General features: G+C 36.3%; 20 protein-coding genes and 1 pseudogene. 5 read left to right on the forward strand and 16 right to left on the reverse strand.

Annotated features, from left to right (window positions below):
- The first annotated feature begins 35 nt into the window (after nucleotides 1–35).
- Complete coding sequence (locus W908_RS06195; RefSeq protein ID WP_053820382.1) at nucleotides 36–671, forward strand: site-2 protease family protein; 636 nt, start codon at nucleotides 36–38, stop codon at nucleotides 669–671.
- Here the strand turns inward: W908_RS06195 and W908_RS06200 are convergent.
- The 13 genes and pseudogenes from W908_RS06200 to W908_RS06260 form a co-directional block, all read right to left on the reverse strand.
- Nucleotides 663–2048, reverse strand: coding sequence for a protein adenylyltransferase SelO (locus W908_RS06200; RefSeq protein WP_053820383.1), 1386 nt, complete (start codon nucleotides 2046–2048; stop codon nucleotides 663–665). The two genes, W908_RS06195 and W908_RS06200, sit on opposite strands and share 9 nt — an antisense overlap.
- Complete coding sequence (gatB, locus tag W908_RS06205) at nucleotides 2032–3459, reverse strand: Asp-tRNA(Asn)/Glu-tRNA(Gln) amidotransferase subunit GatB (protein WP_053820384.1); 1428 nt, start codon at nucleotides 3457–3459, stop codon at nucleotides 2032–2034. The genes W908_RS06200 and gatB overlap by 17 nt, the downstream gene beginning before the upstream one ends.
- A gap of 13 nt (nucleotides 3460–3472) precedes the next feature.
- Entirely contained in the window at nucleotides 3473–4912 is a 1440-nt protein-coding gene (gene gatA, locus W908_RS06210) for an Asp-tRNA(Asn)/Glu-tRNA(Gln) amidotransferase subunit GatA (protein WP_053820795.1), read from the reverse strand.
- Between the two features lie 2 nt (nucleotides 4913–4914).
- The gene (gatC, locus tag W908_RS06215) at nucleotides 4915–5202 is read right to left on the reverse strand and encodes an Asp-tRNA(Asn)/Glu-tRNA(Gln) amidotransferase subunit GatC (protein ID WP_053820385.1); all 288 of its coding nucleotides are present in this window, start codon (nucleotides 5200–5202) and stop codon (nucleotides 4915–4917) included.
- A 12-nt stretch (nucleotides 5203–5214) separates the two neighbouring features.
- Complete coding sequence (aroB, locus tag W908_RS06220) at nucleotides 5215–6306, reverse strand: 3-dehydroquinate synthase (RefSeq protein ID WP_053820386.1); 1092 nt, start codon at nucleotides 6304–6306, stop codon at nucleotides 5215–5217.
- The gene (gene ileS / locus W908_RS06225; RefSeq protein WP_053820387.1) at nucleotides 6306–9074 is read right to left on the reverse strand and encodes an isoleucine--tRNA ligase; all 2769 of its coding nucleotides are present in this window, start codon (nucleotides 9072–9074) and stop codon (nucleotides 6306–6308) included. The genes aroB and ileS overlap by 1 nt, the downstream gene beginning before the upstream one ends.
- A 111-nt stretch (nucleotides 9075–9185) precedes the next feature.
- Nucleotides 9186–9920 (reverse strand): pseudouridine synthase, encoded by a 735-nt coding sequence (locus W908_RS06230; protein WP_053820388.1) that lies wholly within the window; start codon nucleotides 9918–9920, stop codon nucleotides 9186–9188.
- 16 nt (nucleotides 9921–9936) lie between these two features.
- A complete protein-coding gene (locus W908_RS06235; protein WP_053820389.1) occupies nucleotides 9937–11136 on the reverse strand; it encodes a tryptophan--tRNA ligase in 1200 nt (399 codons plus the stop codon).
- 33 nt (nucleotides 11137–11169) lie between these two features.
- Complete coding sequence (locus W908_RS06240; RefSeq protein WP_053820390.1) at nucleotides 11170–11862, reverse strand: type III pantothenate kinase; 693 nt, start codon at nucleotides 11860–11862, stop codon at nucleotides 11170–11172.
- Nucleotides 11849–13226, reverse strand: a pseudogene (gene nhaD / locus W908_RS08965) (sodium:proton antiporter NhaD). Before nhaD ends, W908_RS06240 begins: the two are co-directional and overlap by 14 nt.
- Entirely contained in the window at nucleotides 13219–14046 is an 828-nt protein-coding gene (ygfZ, locus tag W908_RS06250; protein ID WP_053820391.1) for a CAF17-like 4Fe-4S cluster assembly/insertion protein YgfZ, read from the reverse strand. Before ygfZ ends, nhaD begins: the two are co-directional and overlap by 8 nt.
- A 137-nt stretch (nucleotides 14047–14183) precedes the next feature.
- Nucleotides 14184–15008 (reverse strand): hypothetical protein, encoded by an 825-nt coding sequence (locus tag W908_RS06255; RefSeq protein ID WP_053820392.1) that lies wholly within the window; start codon nucleotides 15006–15008, stop codon nucleotides 14184–14186.
- Between the two features lie 358 nt (nucleotides 15009–15366).
- A complete protein-coding gene (locus tag W908_RS06260) occupies nucleotides 15367–15966 on the reverse strand; it encodes a urate hydroxylase PuuD (RefSeq protein ID WP_082345024.1) in 600 nt (199 codons plus the stop codon).
- A gap of 123 nt (nucleotides 15967–16089) precedes the next feature.
- On the opposite strand from W908_RS06260, the gene W908_RS06265 reads away from it, so the two are divergent.
- From W908_RS06265 to W908_RS06280, 4 genes are read left to right on the forward strand one after another with little or no spacing between them, the layout of a single operon-like run.
- A complete protein-coding gene (locus W908_RS06265; RefSeq protein ID WP_053820393.1) occupies nucleotides 16090–16650 on the forward strand; it encodes a chalcone isomerase family protein in 561 nt (186 codons plus the stop codon).
- A gap of 6 nt (nucleotides 16651–16656) precedes the next feature.
- On the forward strand, nucleotides 16657–18300 hold the full coding sequence (locus W908_RS06270; RefSeq protein ID WP_053820394.1) for an AMP-binding protein: 1644 nt from the start codon (nucleotides 16657–16659) through the stop codon (nucleotides 18298–18300).
- A 4-nt stretch (nucleotides 18301–18304) separates the two neighbouring features.
- Nucleotides 18305–19117, forward strand: a complete 813-nt coding sequence (mutM, locus tag W908_RS06275) for a bifunctional DNA-formamidopyrimidine glycosylase/DNA-(apurinic or apyrimidinic site) lyase (RefSeq protein ID WP_053820395.1) — start codon at nucleotides 18305–18307, stop codon at nucleotides 19115–19117.
- Nucleotides 19105–19512, forward strand: a complete 408-nt coding sequence (locus tag W908_RS06280) for a S24 family peptidase (RefSeq protein ID WP_053820396.1) — start codon at nucleotides 19105–19107, stop codon at nucleotides 19510–19512. The genes mutM and W908_RS06280 overlap by 13 nt, the downstream gene beginning before the upstream one ends.
- 2 nt (nucleotides 19513–19514) lie before the next feature.
- Here W908_RS06280 and pgeF read toward each other — a convergent pair whose 3' ends face one another.
- Genes pgeF through rfbD form a run of 3 tightly spaced genes read right to left on the reverse strand, consistent with a single transcriptional unit; the run spans nucleotide 19515 to nucleotide 22099 of the window.
- A complete protein-coding gene (gene pgeF, locus W908_RS06285) occupies nucleotides 19515–20231 on the reverse strand; it encodes a peptidoglycan editing factor PgeF (RefSeq protein ID WP_053820397.1) in 717 nt (238 codons plus the stop codon).
- A 17-nt stretch (nucleotides 20232–20248) separates the two neighbouring features.
- Nucleotides 20249–21190: a 23S rRNA pseudouridine(1911/1915/1917) synthase RluD gene (gene rluD, locus W908_RS06290; RefSeq protein WP_053820398.1), complete on the reverse strand. Its 942-nt coding sequence runs from the start codon at nucleotides 21188–21190 to the stop codon at nucleotides 20249–20251.
- A 27-nt stretch (nucleotides 21191–21217) separates the two neighbouring features.
- A complete protein-coding gene (gene rfbD / locus W908_RS06295; protein ID WP_053820399.1) occupies nucleotides 21218–22099 on the reverse strand; it encodes a dTDP-4-dehydrorhamnose reductase in 882 nt (293 codons plus the stop codon).

Raw genomic sequence — 22099 nt, forward strand, 5'->3', positions numbered from 1 at the left:
TGAGTTTATATCAATAAATAATTCGATTTTACCTAATGCCTGATTTTCAAACTTTATTAATTTATATTATTCCATTGGTTTTTGCAATCACACTTCATGAGGCAGCTCATGGCTGGGTCGCAAGTAAATTAGGTGATCATACTGCAAGAATGATGGGGCGAGTTACCCTAGATCCAACTAAACACATCGACCCTATAGGCACCATTGCTATTCCACTCGTTCTATTACTTTCATCTTCTGGTTTTATCTTTGGATGGGCTAAACCAGTCCCCATTAATTTTAATGCGCTAAGATCTGGAAAATCTGGAATGATTTGGGTTGCATTGGCTGGGCCAGGTGCTAATTTATTGATGGCTATTGGCTGGCTAATAATAATGATTATTGCAATCAATATGAATATACCAGTATTAATTGAAATGGGCCGTGTAGGAATACTTGTGAATTGTGTTCTTGCTGTATTCAATCTCTTACCTATTCCCCCATTGGATGGCTCTAGAGTTATTAGCGCCTTATTGCCTAATCGACTATCATATCAATACAATCAATTAGAGCAGTATGGTCTTTATATTCTCCTGGGCCTAATGTTTTTAGGGGGCTTTAACTATTTAGTAAGGCCTGTGGTTGAATTTCTTTTAAGCTGGTTTCAGTTCGCCCTAGTCATCTTAAGATGAACAACTTAACTCAAGATTTTGAGCCCATTCTGGTGTCTCACTATCGTATGACTCATAGCCTTCATACTCTGCAAAGGGCGCTCTAAGAAGCTTAAAAAGAGAATCAATCTCAGCATATTCATTTTGATCTTCTGCACTTCTTATCGCCACTTCAGCTAAATAATTTCTTAGAATATATTTTGGGTTTACCTTATTCATCAAGGCACGTCTTTGGCTTGGATCTTCTGTTTCAATCTTTAGGCGCTTACGATAGTCTTTAAACCAGGGATCAAATGCCTTACCTAAAGAGCTTTGATCATCATTTGAAAGTAGTCGGATTGACTGATGATAATCTTTTTTATTCGTATAAAGGAGTTCTAAAAAATTATTGATTATGGCATTATCACTTTCATCCTGGACAGCAAAGCCAAATTTATTTCTCATTAGTAAAGAATATTCTTTGACTAGGATTTTCTCATACATTGATAGCGCTTCTTTTAACTGCTCTTCCTCTATAAGTGTTTTTAGGGTATCTGCAAGTCGATGCAAGTTCCATAATGCAACAGATGGCTGCCTCTCAAAGGAATATCGACCCTGCGTATCTGAATGATTACAAATAAAGCCTGGATCATAGGCCTCCATAAAACTGAATGGCCCATAGTCAATAGTCAAACCCAAAATAGACATGTTATCTGTATTCATAACGCCGTGAGAAAAGCCCTGAGCTTGCCACCTTGCAATCATTATTGCGGTAGACTGAATAACCTCACGAAGCATACCCAAGTAATCACCTTGCTTAACATCTGGCATGTAGTACTTTATTACAAAATTAGCTAATTTTTTAACATTTTCATTTTGTCCTAGGGACGAAAAATATTCAAAGTGTCCAAATCGAATATGGCTTTCAGCCACCCGCGTTACAATAGCAGCAGATTCAACATGCTCTCTATAGACTTCTGAGCTACTAGTAACAATTGCTAGAGCCTTTGTTGTAGGGATATTTAGACCCTGCATCGCAATAGAACATAGATATTCACGGATGCTTGACCGAAGAACTGCACGACCATCAGCACCCCGAGAAAATGGAGAAGTTCCAGCGCCTTTTAATGATAATTCATTACCCTCTAATTCTCCAATCAGGCACGAGCGGCCATCGCCAAGTTGAGGTACAAAGTAGCCAAACTGGTGGCCAGCATAAACAGTGGATATTGGACGTTCTTGACCTAACTGCTTATCTCCAGAGCAAATCTCTAAAAACTCTTGGTCCGTTATACTCAAGTTTAATTCTTGCTTTAAATTTTGATTGACATGGATTAAAGAGGGATTTTCAAGTCTTTGAGTTTGGATATGTGCAAAGAAATCAGCACCTAAATCCTTAAATTTAAGAGAGTTTTTCATTTAATATTTGGTTGACCTGTTTAGGGTTTGCCTTTCCTTGTGTAGCCTTCATGACTTGGCCAACAAAAAAACCTAGAAGCTTGGAATTTCCATCTTTAAACTGCTTAACTTGACTGAGATTGTTAGAAATTATATCGTCAATGATCGACTCTAGAGCACTGGAGTCAGTCATTTGCTTAAGACCTTGCTTCTCAATAATTTCATCAACACTTCCATTACCTTCCCACATCAGCTTAAAGACATCTTTAGCAATTTTCCCAGAGATTGTATTGTCAGTAATTCTTGAGATTAACACAAATAATTCATTTGAAGATATTGGAGAATTATTAATTTCGACTTGGTTTTTATTTAGAGCTGCAGAGAGCTCACCCATGACCCAGTTAGCAGAGAGCTTAGCATCTGCGCCTTTATTGATTATTGTTTCAAAATAGTCTGCGACCTCTTTTTGAGAGGTCAAGATTTCGGCATCATATGCGCTCAAACCCAATTTATCAACAAACCTTAATTTCTTTTCAGTAGGCAATTCGGGAAGTGATTTTTTAATGTCTAAGAGGAGTTCATCACTAACATCTACTGGAAGAAGATCGGGGTCTGGGAAATACCTGTAGTCATTCGCTTCTTCTTTAGAGCGCATGGATCTGGTTTCATTTTTAATTGAATCATAAAGCCTTGTCTCTTGAACTACTGAACCCCCCTCCTCCAAGATGTCAATCTGTCTTTCTACTTCAAGATTGATTGCTTTTTCTAAAAATTTAAATGAATTTATATTTTTAAGTTCTGCTCGAGTCCCAAGCTTATCACCGTGCTTTCGAACTGAGACATTTGCATCACATCGAAAAGATCCTTCCTGCATATTACCATCACAAATATCGATGTATTGAACCAAAGCATGTATTTTCTTAGCATAAGCAACTGCTTCCTTTGCACTACTCATATCAGGCTCTGATACAATCTCTAGTAAAGGAGTGCCGGCCCGAATTAAATCGATTGCTGTATATTCATCATACATATCATGAATTGATTTTCCTGCATCCTCCTCAAGGTGAGCGCGAGTAATTCCGACTATTTTGTTTTCACCATTCTCTAAAGAGATATCTATGACTCCATTTCCAACGATTGGAATTTCAAATTGTGAAATTTGATAACCCTTTGGAAGATCTGGATAAAAATAATTCTTACGAGCAAAAATAGAGTGCTTGTTTATCGTTGCATTGACAGATAAACCAAACCTGAGAGCCATTTTAACGGCCTCCTGATTAAGAACCGGAAGAACCCCAGGGTAACCAAGATCAACGGCACATGCTTGCGTGTTTGCTTTTGCGCCAAAGGCGGTAGATGCACCAGAAAAAATTTTTGATTTAGTTTTTAACTGTGAATGTATTTCAAGCCCAATTACCGTTTCCCATGTCATAAATAGCTCCTCATTACTCAACTGGAGATGCATTATGCCAATCAGTTACCATTTGAAACTGATGTGCAGTATTAAGTAATAATTCTTCAGACCAATGGTTTCCAATTAATTGAAGACCAACAGGTAAATTATCTGAAAATCCAGCAGGAATACTCATGCCTGGAAGTCCTGCTAAATTAACTGAGAGCGTATAGATGTCTGCCAAATACATAGATACGGGATCTTTAACAGAGCCTAAATCGAAGGCTGCTGTAGGAGAAACGGGACCCATAACAACATCAACTTCTTTGAATGCTACTTTAAAATCTTCACTTATGAGCTTACGGACTTTTTGAGCTTTAAGATAATAAGCATCATAATATCCAGCAGATAGTGCATAAGCGCCAATCATAATTCTTCTTTTGACCTCATCACCAAAGCCTTCAGAACGAGATCTCAAATAGAGATCATTTAAATCTTTCGGATCGTCACATCGGTATCCATACCTAACGCCGTCGAACCTTGATAGATTTGAAGAGCACTCACATGGGGCAACAATATAGTAAGCAGGAATGGCATGAATTGAATTCGGCAATGACACTTCAATAATCTCAGCTCCCATAGCCTCATAATCATTAATAGCATTCATCACTACTTTTTCAACACCCTTGTCTAAACCCTTTGAAAAATATTCTTTTGGCAGTCCAATCTTAAGTCCTTTTAATGACTTTGATAAATTTTGAGTGTAATCAGGTACTGATATATTAGCACTAGTCGAATCTTTTGAGTCAAAACCAGCCATTGCATTTAGAATAATTGCAGAATCCTCAGCTGTTCTCGTCATTGGACCTGCTTGATCCAAGCTCGAAGCATAAGCTATCATTCCATAACGAGAAATCCTACCATAGGTTGGCTTGAGTCCTGTTATGCCACATAAACTAGCCGGTTGACGAATACTCCCACCTGTATCTGTTCCAGTAGCAAAGGGAGAAATACGAGATGCAACAGCAGCAGCAGAGCCTCCTGAAGAGCCGCCAGGCACTTTTTTTGGATCCCATGGGTTTTTTACAGGTCCATAATATGAATTTTCATTGGATGAGCCCATCGCAAACTCGTCCATATTAGTTTTACCAAGCATAACCATATTTTTAGAGTTTAGCTTATCACTTAGGGTTGCATCATATGGCGAAATAAAAGAGTCTAGCATCTTAGACCCTGCACTGGTTTTTATGCCCTTTGTACAAAAAATATCTTTATGCGCATAAGGTATTCCAGTAAGACTTGCAGCATTTCCTTTAGCTAATATTGAATCTGCCATTTTTGCTTGATTGATAGCCTGATCACTGGTGACCGATATAAAAGCATTTAAATTTGAATTATCAATTCGATTTAGATAGTGCTGAGTGAGCTCTAAAGAAGAGAAATCTCTATTTTTTAGCCCTTTAATTTGCTCAGCAATAGTTAGATTATGCATCATTATTCAATTACAGTTGGAACCAAAAAATGATTATTTCCAGTCTTAGGAGCAATCTCATGAAATTCTTCAGATAAATCATCTTCTATCACCTGATCCTCCCTAAGGCGTTGAGACATATCTAATGGATGTGCCATGGGTTCTGCGTCTCCAGTATCTATCTCACCAAGTTGATCCATTAGACCAAGAATATTATTAAGCTCTTGAGTGCTTTGCTCTAGCTCTGAGTCCTGAATACTTAATCTTGCTAAAAAAGCGATTTCTTTAACTTTGTTTTTATCTAGTGACATATTTAAATTACTTTAGTGACAAAAATTTGAAACAACTGTATTAAAATTTTCTTTTGAGTAAGAACCCGTAATTAACGAATCGCCAATACTCTTAAGAAGAACTAATCGTATATTGCCATCAATGGATTTCTTATCCAATGACATTGCCTTAATTAAGGATTCACTATCCATAGATTTTTTGATTGTTGTGGGCAGATTAGCTTTTGATAGTAAGTTTTGAATTCGATTGATATCTTCTTTAGATAAATCTCCCTCAAGCATTGACAGCATTGCAGCCATATGCATACCAATAGAGACTGCTTCACCATGCAAATATACTCCATACCCAAAAGTATTCTCAATACCGTGTCCAAAAGTATGGCCTAAATTCAATAACGCCCTCTTTCCATTTTCAAATTCATCTAAGGCTACAATTTGAGCTTTATCCTCACATGAGCGAAAGATTACATCTGTTATTAAGTCTTTGTCCCTATTCATAATCAATTCAATATTCTCTTCAATCATTGAGAGAAAATCAGCATTGCCAAGAAGCCCATACTTGATGACTTCAGCCATTCCTGCAGAAAATTCTCGATCATTCAAGGTGTCTAAGGTATTCACATCAATAATGACTGCTTTTGGTTGAAAAAAAGCACCTATCATATTTTTACCTAGATCATGGTTTACGCCAGTTTTTCCTCCAACACTAGAGTCTACCTGAGACAATAATGTCGTAGGGATTTGAATAAAGTTAATCCCTCTTTGATATGAAGCTGCCGCAAAGCCAGTAATATCACCAACCACTCCTCCACCAAGCGCAATAAGAGTTGAAGTTCTATCAAACTTTGACTTTAAAAGAGCATCAAAAATGGTATTAACAGTTTCTAGGGTTTTGTATTGCTCCCCATCTGGCAATATGATGAATTCAACATTGTATTCATCTAACTGCCTAGCAACTTGATCTAAATATAAAGGCGCCACGGTAGTATTGGACACAATCATGACCTGCTGACCATGAATATGATCAGTAATAAAAGATTTTTGAGTCAATAGTTCGCTGCCAATAAATATGGGGTATGATTTTGAGCCAAGCTCAACATTGAGAATTTTTGGATGACCTGTCATTAAGCAAACACCCTTTTTTCGCCCTTACCTGAGACATTCTCAACGCATCTGTCACATAAATCATTATGCATTTTGTTTTGACCAATTTCTGGGCGATGATGCCAACAACGAACACACTTTTGATGTTGACTTTTGTAAACTTTAATTGCGATTGAGCTATTAATCTCTTTTGCATCTGATGGTTTGCTTGATAATTCATTAACCCTTGCTTCAGAAGTGATAAAGATAAATCTTAACTCATCCTTAAGACCTAACAAGTTTTGATAATCTTCATCTTTACAATAAATATCTACTTCGGCATCAAGAGAGGATCCTATAACTTTATTTCGCCTCATCTCTTCAAGCTCCTTTCTTAAATGCGTATTAATATCTCTTGAAGATTCAATCACAGGATTATCAAAATTCCCCTCTAGACCCTCATACCAGGTTTGAAGGAAAACACTTTCATTGCTAGCTCCAGGCAAAAATTGCCATATTTCCTCTGAAGTAAATGAGAGGATGGGTGATAACCATCGAACCATTGCATGAGAGATATGAAAAAGTGCACTTTGAGCAGATCGTCTCGCCAGAGAGTCAGTTTGAGTCGTATATTGTCTATCTTTAATGACATCCAAATAAAAACCACCTAAATCATTAGTGCAAAAATTAAGGATAGCTTTCATAACAAAGTGAAAATTATAATTATCGTACTCGTTTATAACTTGTTGCTGTAAATCATGCGTTTTTGCCACAATCCACCGATCAAGAACGAGCATGTTATTCATATCAACTAAATCATGCTTTGGATCAAAGCCTTGCATATTTGCAAGCATAAAGCGCATAGTATTCCTAATTCTTCTATAGCTATCTGCACTTCGATTTAGAATTTCATCAGAAACCGTCATCTCTCCAGAGTAATCAGTACTTCCAATCCATAGTCTTAATATATCTGCGCCTAAAGAGTTGACTACCTTTTGTGGAGGAATCACATTGCCAAGAGACTTGCTCATCTTGTGTCCATTTTGATCCACGGTAAAGCCATGAGTTAAAACCTGCTTGTATGGCGCTCTTTCATTAATCGCACAAGAGGTTAAAAGAGAAGATTGGAACCATCCACGATGCTGATCCGATCCCTCAAGGTACATATCAGCCACATCGCTTAAATAACTGCTTGCCTTTAAAACGGCATAATGACTCACACCGGAATCAAACCAAACGTCTAAAGTATCAGTCGTTTTCTCGTAATCTTTGGCTTCAGAGCCTAATACATCCTCTACCTGAAGTTTAAACCAAGCCTCAATTCCATCAAGCTCAATTTTTTTAGCAACAACTTCAAACAATTTGTCAGTTTCAGGATGCAACTCTCCAGTATTTTTATTTATAAATAAGGTAATTGGAGAGCCCCAATATCTTTGACGCGATATACACCAATCTGGCCGATTGCCAACCATTAATTCAATACGTTTCTGCCCCCAATTTGGAATCCACTTAACATTCAGTATTTCATCGTTAACCTTATCTCTTAGGTTTTTTTGCGTCATTGAGACAAACCATTGAGGTGTTGCGCGAAAAATAACTGGTGTTTTATGTCTCCAGCAATGCGGATATGAGTGGGTAATAGGTTCATGTTTGACCAACGTACCATGGCTTTCAAGTAGTCCTATAATCGTTGCATTAGCCTTAAAAATAAATTCTCCTGCAACGCCCTCAGTAGAATCTATGAATACACCTCTTCCATCTACTGGACACTCTACAGGAAGGTTGTATTGCAAGCCAACCACATAGTCATCCTGACCATGAGCTGGCGCAGTGTGAACAGCTCCAGTTCCTGTTTCAGTGGTTACATGCTCTCCAAGAATAACTGGGACTTGTTTGTCATAAAATGGATGCTGAAGCATAAGCCCCTCAAGTTCAGAGCCCTTATATTTTTTACTTAATTTTTTGAAGTCTTTGACTCCATATCTTTCAAGAGAAGATTCAAGTAAATCATCAGACAAAATATAGAGGGACTTACCGACATCAACTAGAGCATAATCAAGATCAGGATGAAGTGAAACAGCTTCATTGGCTGGAAGTGTCCAAGGCGTTGTGGTCCAAATAATAAGAGCGACAGGCTTATCATTTCCAAAAAAATCACCAATGACATTGAAGGCAACATCAACCGTATCAGAGCCTTTATCTTTGTACTCAACTTCAGCTTCAGCGAGTGCAGATGAGCACTCTGTACACCAATGAACTGGCTTAAAGCCTTTAGCAAGATGGCCATTTTTTACAATTTTTCCAAGTGCACGAACAATATCAGCTTCATATTTAAAATTTTTGGTTAAGTAGGGATTATCCCAATCTCCAAAAATTCCTAAACGCTTAAAATCAACTTTTTGTTTTTCAATTTGCTTATCTGCATATTCTCTGCAAGCAGCTCGAAACTCGTCAGCTGAAATTTTATGGCCAACCTTTCCTTTCTTTTTTTCAACCATATGCTCAATTGGCAAACCATGACAATCCCAGCCAGGGACATAAGGGGCATCAAAACCCGACAGGGTTTTGCTTTTTACAATAACATCTTTAAGGACTTTATTAACAGCATGACCAATGTGAATGTCGCCATTTGCATAAGGGGGGCCATCATGCAAAACAAATAGTGGCTTACCTTTAAATTTTTGACGAATTTGTTGATGAATATCTTTGTCTTGCCAATCTTTAAGGAAAGACCCTTCTCGATTTGCCAAGTTAGCCTTCATTGGAAAATCAGTAGCAGGCAAGTTTAAGGTGTTTTTGTAGTCAGACATTCCAGGATATATTATTTCTATCTAAAACGCCATTATACTTGACACATAAGGATTATCAAGAATGATAATCCATTGTAAATGTAAATTAAACGCTCCTAAAAAGGCACTGATTTAACTCTGTAAATTCACTGACTTGAGCAGTGCTTGTACTTGTTTTGGTTTAAGATATTCTGATTGATTTGCACGCAAATTTTCTGGCAAACGTATATCACTAAATCTTGTTCTAATAAGTCGAGAAACTTTAAAATCTAACGCCTCCCAAAGCCGTCTTACTTCTCTTTTTCTGCCCTCTCTAACAACCACATGGTACCAACGGTTAGCGCCCTCTCCCCCTCCAAGAGTGACTCTATGAAATTTTGCAAAACCGTCATCTAACTCTAAACCAGATGTGAGCTGTTTGATATGCTCATTCTCTACCTTACCCAAAACTCGAACCGCATACTCTCTATCTATTTCTGAGCTGGGATGCATTAATTTATTCGCTAAATCTCCATTATTAGTGAAAAGAAGTAGCCCTGAAGTGTTGAGATCCAAACGGCCTACCATAACCCATCGCGTATTCTCAGGAAGAAAATTAAAAACACTTTTTCGGCCTTCTTCATCTTTATTTGAGCATATAACGCCGGCTTGTTTATTTAGGATTAGCACTTTTGTTTCTTCCTCTGCATAACGTTGAAGATCTATTAACCTACCATCAATGGTAACTTTATCAGTTAAAACGGCTTTATCTCCAAGCTTGGCTTCTTGGTTATTGATTGAAATTCTACCTTGTTCAATTAATCTTTCCGCCCAACGCCTTGAGCCATACCCTGCATTTGCAATGAGTTTTTGTAATCTTTCAGCCATGAATTTATAACTTAATTTAGTAGGTTATGCCCATAGCATCTCGAACTTCTTCCATAGAAGTTTTTGCCACTATTCGGGCCCTTTCAGAGCCCTCAAAGATTATTTCTTGAATAAGGTTAGGGTTGGCCTCATACTTAGTCATTTCTTGTTGAATGGGATCTAATTCTGAATTGATAGAGTCTACAATGGGCTTTTTACACTCAATACAACCTATTTTAGCTTTAGTGCATCCTTCCTTTACCCAGCCCAGCGTCTCATCAGGAGAATAAATTTGATGCATCTGCCAAACAGGGCATTTATTTGGATCACCAGCGTCAGTTAACTTAATTCGGGCAGGATCAGTTGGCATTTTATTAACCTTTTGCTTAACTATTTCAGGTTTCTCTCTTAATGAGATCGTATTATTATAGGACTTAGACATTTTTTGACCATCCAGACCAGGCATTTTTGACGCTTTCGTGAGGAGCGCCTCCGGCTCAGTAAGTATAATTTTCCCCAAGCCTTCTATAAAGCCTAGCAGTCTTTCTCTGTCACCAAGGGTAATGTTTTGCTGCTCTCCGAGAAGCGCTTTTGCCTTTACCAGTGATTCATCATCTCCCGTCTCTTGATAGGCTTTCCTAAGATCTCTATACAGTTTAGCTTGCTTCTTACCCATTTTGCCTATAGCTAATTCAGCTTTCTCTTCAAAATCAGATTCTCTGCCATAGATATAATTAAAACGCCTAGCAACTTCTCTAGTGAACTCAACATGCGCAACTTGATCCTCACCCACAGGAACAAGGCCAGCCTTATAAATCAATATGTCAGCACTTTGAAGGAGTGGGTATCCTAAAAAACCGTAAGTAGATAAGTCCTTAGATTTTAATTTTTCTTGTTGATCTTTAAACGATGGAACTCTCTCTAACCAGCTCAGGGGAGTTGTCATAGATAGAAGTAAATGAAGTTCTGCATGCTCAGGGACTTTAGACTGAACAAAAAGGGTCGCAGTGTTTGGATTAAGACCAGTTGCCAACCAGTCAACAACCATATCTGAGACATTTTTTTCTAAATCAATCCTATCAGAATAGTGAGTTGTGAATGCATGCCAATCAGCCACAAAATAATAAGAATCATACTCATTTTGAAGCCTGGCCCAGTTTTTAAGAACACCATGGTAATGCCCAAGATGAAGTTGGCCAGTAGGACGCATTCCGGATAGTACACGATGATCTTTCATTATATTTATTTAAGGATTAAATGTTTAATTGGATTATCCCATAGAATGGCTATAGCTTTCTAAACCATCTAAAACCAAATTATCAAAGAGTTCTATAGATTTGGGAAGCTCTTTTTTAATTTCTTTTACTTTTCCTCCACAAATAGTAACAACACCATCAGAGAAGTTAGATTGAAAACTTTCAATTTGATGATTGATAGCACTAATCATCATTGAATAGGTTCCCTGCTTCCAAGCATCATCAGTATTATTTGCATAACCTTTTAAACTAACACTTAAATCACTCGTTTTAAACTTCTCAAAACTCCCCCTAAGGGCTTTGATACCTGGCATTATGAGGCCTCCATGATGAAGCCCATTTTTATCAATCACGTCAAAGGTAATAGCACTCCCAATATCGATTACTAAAAGCGGATTATTAGGAAAATGATTTATTGCACCTAACATGGCTAAAAAACGATCTGCGCCTAACATAGAAGGGTCATCATACGAGAGTGTAAGATTTCCAAATATCTTTTGAGTTTTTATTATATTGATTGTCTCAAAATGAGTGGTAATATCCTGAACAATATCTGAATGAGCAACAGCACTCAACCAGGCAGTGCTGGACTGGTTAAGAGCTGTTATTGAAAAATTTTCTATATCCTCTAAAAAAACTTTTGAATCACTCGTACGCCATTTAATCGCAGAGTTTCCAATATCTATATAGAGGTTAGATTGGGACATCGAAAAGTGCTGAATTAATCCATAAATGGACCAAAATACTGGCAGCATATCCTAGGGCAATTGCCCAAATCCATTTTAAGTGAGACACAAAAGTATAATAACCTCTTGATTGGCCCATTAAGGCCACACCGGCAGCAGATCCAATTGATAAAAGACTTCCACCCACTCCTGCTGTCAATGTAACCAATAACCATTGACCCAGTGACATATCTGGCGTCATTGTTAAGACCGCAAACATAACCGGAATATTGTCCACAATCGCAGATAAGATACCAACTAAGACGTTAGCATAAGTTGCGCCCAGCTGAACGTACATCGCTTCAGAAACTAAAGCTAAATAACCCATAAAGCCAAGTCCACCAACACTTACTATGACACCAAAGAAAAATAGAAGCGTGTCCCATTCTGCTCTTGATACCATTGTAAAAATATCAAACTTTTCAGATTTATTTTCACTTGGATTTTGGCGTTTGATAAAGTAACTCACAACCATTAGATAGCCAAGTCCAGTCATCATACCCATAGCTGGCGGCAAATGAAGAAAATTATGAAAGCTGACTGCAGTAGCAATTGTCAATAGAAATAAGAAAGTAATTACAATACCACCTGTTTTGATATCAACCGTCTCATCAATTGCCTTAGGCTTTTCATTTTTAATTGCAAAATGCATAATACCCTGCAGGTATGAGGTAGTTAACCGCTGATGGTAAAAATAAGACAAAAAACTGCTGAAAATCAACAAGCCCCTTCTGCCAAACCATAAGTGTTGTAATATCTCCAAATGGGCTAAAAGCACCGCCCGCATTGGCTGCTACAACAATATTTACAAATCCAATTGAAATAAATCGGGCATTCCCAGCCCCAACAGCAAGTACAACTGCACCCATAACAAGTGCAGTAGTCAAATTATCAGCAATTGGTGACATAAAGAATGCAATTACACCCGTGAGCCAGAAAAGCTGTCTGTAACTAAAGTTTTTAGAAATAAGCCAAACTTTTAATTTATCGAATACAAGGCGCTCTCTCATTGACTCGATATAAGTCATTGCTACTAGAAGGAAAAGGAATAGCTCAGCAAACTCTAAAAAGTTGTGCCTTACTGCAACCTCTGCAGCATGTGGAATACCATTTACGGCATAAACCCAACCTATAATTGCCCATATAACACCAGCGGCCAAGATTACAGGCTTCGACTTTCGCAAGTGTGTAAATTCCTCTAGCATTACAAATATGTATGCCAGTACAAAGAGTGTTAGAGCAATGTAACCAGCCATATGCTTAGTTAAATCAAGATTTTCAGCAGTAGAAGCTGCGACACTTAAGCTTGGAATAAAGCTTATAAGGATTAGTAATATTTTATTCATCATTTATTCTTTCTAGTTTAGGCCCATGTTCATTATTAAGAGTTATCTCCTCATCTATTAAGTCCACATCGAGTGTAGCTAAGCAATAAAATAACGAATTATATTTTACCCTAGATACAACAATTCCACTACCTTTATATCTATCACCTCTTGCCAAAGCAGTCTTTGACGAAGAACAATAGAGTGAGTCACCAACCTGCATTTCATGATCAGTTTTAAAAGAAAACAGGCGGCGTTTTGCAGATCCTAAATAATGGAGTCTTGCAACAACTTCTTGACCTGGATAGCATCCTTTAGAAAAATTCACACCCATTTCATTAATATCAAGATTGAGCATTTGAGGAACCAGTTTTTCACTAGTGTTAATATAAATCTCAGGAAGGCAAGAATCAAAACAAGCCTTATTCCAAGCGATTTCATTTTCAGGTAATTCAGCAGTATGATTAATAGAGTCTTCAATCAACAAAGCCAAATTATCATTAATCCTAAATTCATTTTGGCTTGATTCATTGATTAAACCTATTTGACTGAATAAACTTGAAACATTTTCAATAACAACATCTGACATAATCACAAACATTTTTAAACGACTTTCAATTTTTTCAAGCAAATCATTTGGAAAAGATAGAAGAAAATTTTCATCCATCCGAATCACCCAAATAAGTGCAATAACTTTACCTTGGTGTTGACAATAAGCATTAATTTGCACTTTTGTATAATCTAATTTATTAATATCATTGGTAAATTGATTTTGAATAAATACTTCAGCATCTTTGCCTGAAATCTTTAAAAGTGATCTATTTTTTAGGAGTATTTTCATTAATTATATTCGGTATTTATTTTTTTATATTTTAAACTTTTTTGTTGATATTTTTTTAAATAGACAAAAAAAACCCAGAGCTAGCTCTGGGTTTTAACACTAACTTAAATTAAGTTAACTGTTTGTTCTAAACGAATTTAGAATGCAACAGAAGCCTTAAGAGTAAGTGAACTGTCGAAAGTGTTATACGTTGCAGATAGAGCAGCACCTGAAGTCAGGTCACGCGATACAGCAATAGTTGTATAAGCATCTTTCTGTGATGTTGCATACTTAGTAGAAGTAGTTGAACTTGCAGAAGCACGCTCAGCAGTATGAGAAACAACAACAGTGTTTCCAGTAACACCAAATGTAGCAGATACAGACTTATCACTACCAACAGTTACAGCAGTTCCTGCTACAGTTGTACCGATAGTCCACTCAGTTGCACCAGCGTCATTAGACAATGTGATATCCATACCAGCAATTGAAGCTGAACCAGTTGTAGTGTCAGCACCATCTTGTACCGTATGAGAAACAGTAACACCTGAGAAAGTACCAGAAACAGTTACGTCACCAGAGTCATCTAAACCAATAGTAGCGTCACCAATAGGTGCGTCTAAGCTCACAGTTACACTTCTGTTGTCACCACTGTCAGCAATAAGACCACCAGTAGTTGATACAGTAGCTGCATCATCTTCATCATACATATCAGCAGTAACAGTAATTGGACCAATAGTAGTAGAAAGTGAAGAACCAGTTACACCAACAGTTCTTGTAGTTCCACCATCAATATCCATAGATTGTGTATAAGTAGTTGCACCAGCAGTACCAGTCATAACTAAATCAGCGTCATATGTAGTTGCTGAAGCAGCTGAACCATTATCATCATACGATACTGAAGCCGTTCCACTTAAAGCGATAGCACCCATAGCAGAACCTGACGCTACAGCTGTTGTCGCAAATAGTGCGATTAATTTTTTCATTTTATTCTCCATTTAGAATATTTAATTGTTGGTTACCCAACACCCTTTTGTTACTTTTACAAATAACAATGTACACATAATAACGCCCTTTTTAGGCAATGTCAACAATTTATTGTAAAAATAATACAATTAGTTGTTTTTTTTCAACAGTCTTACTTTTATTTCATCTAAATCTTTATCTTTATTGAGTTTAAATGGAATATTGTAAATCTCAATTCTAGTTATTTATATTAAATATTAGTATCCATTGGGACGTTATTGTTAAGTTATTAACTTATTTGTTGAAAATTCGCAAAATTTTATAAACTTACAATAAAAAACCGGAACTAGTCCGGTTTATTTAATACTAGCATCAAAATTAGAACAAGTAACCACCGTGACCTGCCCCAACCATACAAAGAAGCATAGGAACTGATAAAACCACATTAGTTCGAGAAGCCATAGCGGCAGTAAACTTTGCTTTTACAATTTCGTCAGCACTCGCTTCTACAATACCGAGTACTTTTTTCTGATTAGGCCAAATAAGAACCCAAACATTGAAAAGCATAATTGTACCCATCCAAGCTCCGAGACTCATCATAGGCCCAGCTGGCGCCTGAAAAATAAAAGTTTGTACAAAGCCATACTGGGGAGAGATAGATAATGCCCACGCACCTGTTAGCCATGTTGCTGCTGCTGCCATACGGAACCAAAGAAGAGCCCTTGGAGCGACATATTTTCCAATAGCTGCTGGACCTGGACCACCTTCATCAGCAAGTGCATCAGCCATCGCAGGTACTTGTACAAAATTGAAATAATACAAAAGTCCAACCCATGTCACTCCAAAAAGAGCGTGTAGCCAAATACTAAAATTACGTGTTTGAAAAACTGAACTTTCAGGTGACACATAGAAAGCAACTAGAATAGCAAGAACAAAGCCACTAATAATAGTGCCTTTGACAGAAGTTAATGGATTCATAATATTATTGTTTAATTAAAAGCTTATATTATAGATAAATCATAATTACAGTAATTGCATTTTTGTATTTATATTTTAGTTTTTATATCTATAATCAAACCTCTTCATCAAAAAAATAAAAAAATGAACTCAATTGTCACAAAAATATTTACTGCATTCTTTATTTTTGGCATATTTTTATCTTCACCTTCGATCGGAGCAGTTGCTCCTGATCAAATAGATTATAAGGGAAATACAATAACTAAAAATGGTCAAGGAACTCGAATTATTTTCTTTATGAAAGTTTATGAAGGAAGCTTATATCTTGAAACTAAAAATTCAAATGCCAAAGAGATAATTAATATGGATGCTCCAATGGCTATTCGGATTGATGTACTTTCATCCATTGTAACTGCTGATGCAATGAAACGTGCTTTGAGTGAAGGACTTGAAAAATCAACGGGGAATAATACTGATCCAATTAGAAATGAAATGGAACAGTTATCATCTGTATTTAATACAGATGTTTCTACTGGAGACTTCTATGAATTTATTTATCTCCCTAAGACGGGAATAAATGTTCTAAAAAACTCTGAACTTGAAGAATTAATTAAAGGGATGGATTTTAAAAAAGCATTCTTTGGAATCTTTCTTTCAGATAATCCAATACAAAAAAACCTAAAAAAAGCGATGCTTGGAGGCTAATTAATTATGTCAAATCACCCTTCTTCTTTTGCTGAATGGCAAGACTATCCATCTACATTAGATCCTATTCATGTTGCGTGGCTTAAAAGCGCAAAGAAATCTAAAACTGCCTTTGCTGTTGCAGATATAGAGGGAGTAGAGATATCTCACAAAAAGTTTTTAACTGGCGTTCTCTTGTTTTCAAAGAAGATAGAAGTTTATAGTCCAGAACAGAACGTTGGGCTTCTTTTGCCAAGTAGCGGAGGCGGCGCGATTGCATCGATTGCTATTCTTTCTCTAGGAAAGACGCTTGTCAATTTAAATTTTACTGCCGGGAAAAAAGCTTTGAATTCTGCTGCAAAGCAAGCAGAAGTTAAGCATATCTATACCTCTAGAAAGTTTTTAGATAAGATGCTAGAGAGAGGGATGAATCTAGAGTCATATTTTCCTGAGTCAAAACTTCTCATGCTAGAAGATATTAAAGAAGAAATTTCAACTCTTTCTCGCCTTGGAACTCTTTTAAAAGCCATCCTATTTCCAGCTAGCTTTATTCAAAAAAGCTACTTTAAAAAAGTTTCAATGAATGATACTGCAGCTATTTTATTCTCAAGTGGAAGTGAAGGCTCACCTAAAGGAGTTGAACTTTCACACGCCAATATAGCTGCTAATGCAAAACAAGCAGCAATAGAACTAGGTGCAGTCGATAGTGATGTCATTATGTCAACACTTCCAACCTTTCATGCCTTTGGTTTTGCTATAACCACCCTTATGCCTCTTTCAGAAGGTATTCCCATTGTTTGTCATGCGGATCCAAAAGATGTATCGACAATAGCATCTGGAATTCAAAAATACTCTGGGACAATTCTAGTTGGCACCCCAACTTTTCTGCGCATGTACACTATCAGTAAAAAAGTTACTTCTGAATCAATTCAATCACTCAGGTTAGTTGTCGCTGGAGCTGAAAAGTTAAGATCAGAAGTTAGAGATGGCTTTGAAACAAAGTTTAAGATGCCTGTTTATGAAGGTTATGGAACTACAGAAACCTCACCTGGAGCATCTGTCAATTTGCCAAATATTGAATCGCCTCATAAATTAAGAAACCGTCCAGGAACTGTCGGAAAAGCTTTTAGTGGAACAGAATTCAGAATTGTGGATCCTGACTCCCTAGAACCTTTGCCAACCGGAGAAGATGGATTAATTTTAATCGGTGGACCACAAATTATGAAAGGCTACCTTAAAATGCCAGAAAAGACAGCTGAAGTGATTGAGCTAATTGATGGTTACAGGTGGTACCGAACTGGGGATAAAGGTCATCTAGATGAAGATGGGTTTTTAACTATTGTAGATCGATACTCAAGGTTTGCCAAGATTGGAGGCGAAATGATAAGCCTTACAACCGTTGAAGAGGAGATACTTGATGCATGCAATGATAAAGACCTTGAGATTGCAGCAACTTGCCTTCCAGATCAGCGTAAAGGTGAAAAAATTGTACTGCTTGCCACAAATAATTTAGATAAAAATCAGCTCAAAAAACTTCTTTCTGATGCTAAAGTTAATCCACTTTATCACCCTGCTCAAGTTTTAATGGTTGATGAAATTCCCAAATTAGGAAGTGGTAAAACAGACTTTGGTGCAACTAAAAAAATTGCACTTGTTAATGAACAAAAATAGATAAGTGCCTGAACTTCCAGAGGTTGAAACAACCAAGCGAGGACTTAAACCTTTAATAGTTAATAGGAAGGTCTTGACAGCTCATATATACAAAAAAAAACTTCGCTGGGAAATTCCTTCTCATCTTATTAAAACATTAAAACAAAAAACTATTATTAATATTTCAAGGCGTGCCAAGTATCTTCTAATTGGATTTAGTGATGGTCAGCTTGTTATTCATTTAGGCATGTCAGGTTCAATGAGTGTTGTTCCTTCAAAAGAGCCATTAAAGAAGCATCACCACTTTGAGTTAAAGTTGGATAACTTAACTAGCATTCGTTTTCATGATCCACGCCGATTTGGCTCGATTCTATGGCAAGATAACGACAGTCAATTAAAACTTTTGAGTGAACTTGGTCCAGAGCCATTAAGTTATGATTTTAACAATGAAGTGCTTTATAAGGCCTCTCTTGGAAAATCAAAAAATATTAAAACATTTATTATGGATAGCAAAGTTCTAGTTGGAGTTGGTAATATTTATGCCTCTGAAAGCTTGTTTCTAGCTGGTATTTCACCCAAAAGGGTATCTGGAAAAACATCAAAAGGTCGTTATCTAACTTTAACTTACTCTATAAAAAAAATCTTAACTGACGCGATTAATAATGGTGGGACTACGCTCAATGATTTTTCAAATGTTGACGGGAGTCCTGGTTATTTTTCACAAGTCTTGTCTGTATATGATCGTGAAGATATGCCATGCATTAGATGTAATGGTAAAATTAAGCGAATTGTTCAAAACCAGCGTGCCACCTATTACTGTCCCAAATGTCAGAACTAGTAGACTCTAAAACACTCTATCAAGCCACATGTGCTTCAAATTCTGAGCCATACGCACTTCAAAATATTGGTGATATGATGTCACCCGAGTTTAGTGAGAGTTGTATTATCATTATTGATCCTTCCATGTCAATTCATCATGAGGCTTATGTAATAGTTGACTTTGAAGATGAACTTTATTTTCGTCAATATATTGAGGAGGGTCATAAAAGAATACTGAGGTGCCTTAACTCAGGATATGAAGATATTGAGCTGGGTGATATATTTGAAGTTCGTGGCTGCATTGTCCAACAAAAGCAAAGAAAACAAAAATCACTTCATTATTACCTTCCAAATAAAATTACTGGTGAATTAGAATTTAATATGAACGGCAAAGTGAATTTAATTGATAGCTAACTTTATTTTATCCAAATGAGATGCGCCATCCTGCCAGAGTTTATCCCGTCCCTTCTGTAAGAAAAAAATACATCCAACTCTTTAAAGGTGCATCTATCACCTCCAGTGATGAACTTTATATTGAAAGATTCAAGTATAACTTTTGCGGCATCATATAAATCAAGATAATATTTATCCCTGTAAAAACTAAATGAACGAGCAAAATTACTATTTTTTGATAAATACAAGTCCTTAATCTCGACTCCCACCTCAAAATAGTTCTTAGAAATTGCTGGACCTAGATGAACAATTAAATCATCTCCATTACAGTGAAAAGATTCAATTAGGTTTTCAATTACGCCAGAAATTAACCCTTTCCATCCTGCATGAGCAATGCCTACCATTGAGCCATCTTTTTTACTAACAAACACTGGTAGACAGTCAGCAGTCAGAATTGCACAAACAACTCCAGGATTAATAGTAAAACTCGCATCAGCTTCAACTATTTTTTTACTTGAATTAGCATCTATACAAATGGAGGAATGTGTTTGATTTATCCATACTGGATCTGATGGCAATCCATAACAATCTCTAAGAATCGAGCGGTTTTCTAGTACGCTCTTTTTTCTATCATTGACGTGAAGAGCTAGATTAAAGTTTTCAAAATTTTCTAAGCTTTCACCACCATCTTGATATCTCTTAGTTGATAGGAAATTAACATTGTTAGGAAATAAGTTCATATCTTATTATTTGACAATTAAGAGTCGTATTTTTTAAGGATATTTAAAAGCTCTTGCATGTCATCTGGAAGATCTGCCTTCCACGTCATAGTTTCACCAGTCACTGGATGCTTAAGAGTTAATTTTTTTGAATGAAGTGCTTGTCTTTGAAAATTAATTAATTCATCTTTAAGCTCCTGACTAGCTTTTTTTGGAAAACGAACTCGCCCACCATACATTGGATCTCCAATCAATGGGTATCCAACATGAGATAGGTGAACACGGATTTGATGAGTTCTTCCAGTTTCTAGAATGGCTTTGACATGCGTATGACTTTTAAATCTATCAATAACCCTGTAGTGAGTTTTTGCTTGTTTTCCATTAGTCAAAATAGCCTGTTTAACTCTATCTTTAGGATCTCTTCCAATTGGCTCATCAATAGAACCTCCTGAAATCATATGTCCATAAACTATTGCTGAATATTCTCTCTGAATAGAGTGATTTTGAAGTTGCTCTACTAAAAATTTTTGTGACTTTAAATTTTTTGAAACAACCATCAGTCCAGATGTATTTTTATCAAGGCGATGGACAATTCCAGCTCGATCAAGGCTTGATAAATGAGAATCATAATGTAAAAGTGCATTTGCCAATGTCCCACTCCAATTCCCAGAACCAGGATGAGTAACCAAACCAAAAGGTTTGTTAATTACGATAATATCATTATCTTCAAAGACAATATTTAGATTAATTTTCTCAGGCAGCCATTGGATATTATTTTTTTGTTTAACTTTCAAACATACCATTTCATTGCCATTAACTTTATCTTTTGGTTTAAAAGTTTTGTTGTTAATTAATGCATCTCCTGATTTTATCCAAGTAATAATCTTAGATCTAGAGTAATCTGGAATCATTTCAGTCAATGCCGCATCTATTCTTTGATCTTTCATTCTTTTTGGAATAATAATTTGAAGTATTTCCATATTAATTAACCATTAAAAGTAAAGTGGTTATAGATTCTGCAAACAGGCTTTAAGAGCATCTTTCCAATGATCAATATTTAAAGAATATTCTTGCGAAATTTTTTTCTTACTCAAGATAGAATACTTTGGTCTCTTTGCAGGTAAAGGGTAATCTTTCGTTTTAATGGGATTTAAATTGCAATTAATCCCAGAAATACTAATGATTTCTTTAGCAAATTCATACCAGCTAGATTCACCTTCATTAGAATAGTGCAATATTGCTGTCGGCTTTTCATTTTCAAGAAAGTTTTCATCACTAACAATATTTAAAATTGAATGCGCGAGATCATAAGCATAGGTTGGTGTTCCAATCTGATCAGATACAATATCTAATGCATTATTTTTTGATGCAAGATTCAAAATTGTTTTTACAAAATTATTACCAAATTCAGAATAAACCCAGCCAGTTCTGATAATTATCGAATTGAACGGCATAGTTGAAATAATAGCCAACTCACCAGCCAATTTAGTTTCACCATAAATATTAAGTGGCGAAGGCTCATCATCCTCAGTATAGGGCTCTTCCTTATGTCCATTAAAAACGAAATCAGTTGAAATATGAATAAGTTTTATTTTGTATTTTTTAGAAATTTTTGCGAGCTCTCTAACTGCATTGTGATTAATCAAATTAGCTTGATTTTGATCCTCTTCAGCCTGGTCTACCTTAGTATATGCTGCACAATTTATAATAACATCAATATCATTACTAACGAAATACGACTGAATATTTTCTAAATTTTCAAGATTTAACTCTTCTCTGCTAGTAAAAATGAAACTGAAGGAACTGAGATTATCAATACATTTTTCATCTAGTAATCTTTTAATCGATTTTCCTAATTGACCATTCTTGCCTGTAATCAAAATTTTCAT

Source organism: Candidatus Pseudothioglobus singularis PS1 (assembly GCF_001281385.1).
Taxonomy (GTDB): domain Bacteria; phylum Pseudomonadota; class Gammaproteobacteria; order PS1; family Pseudothioglobaceae; genus Pseudothioglobus; species Pseudothioglobus singularis.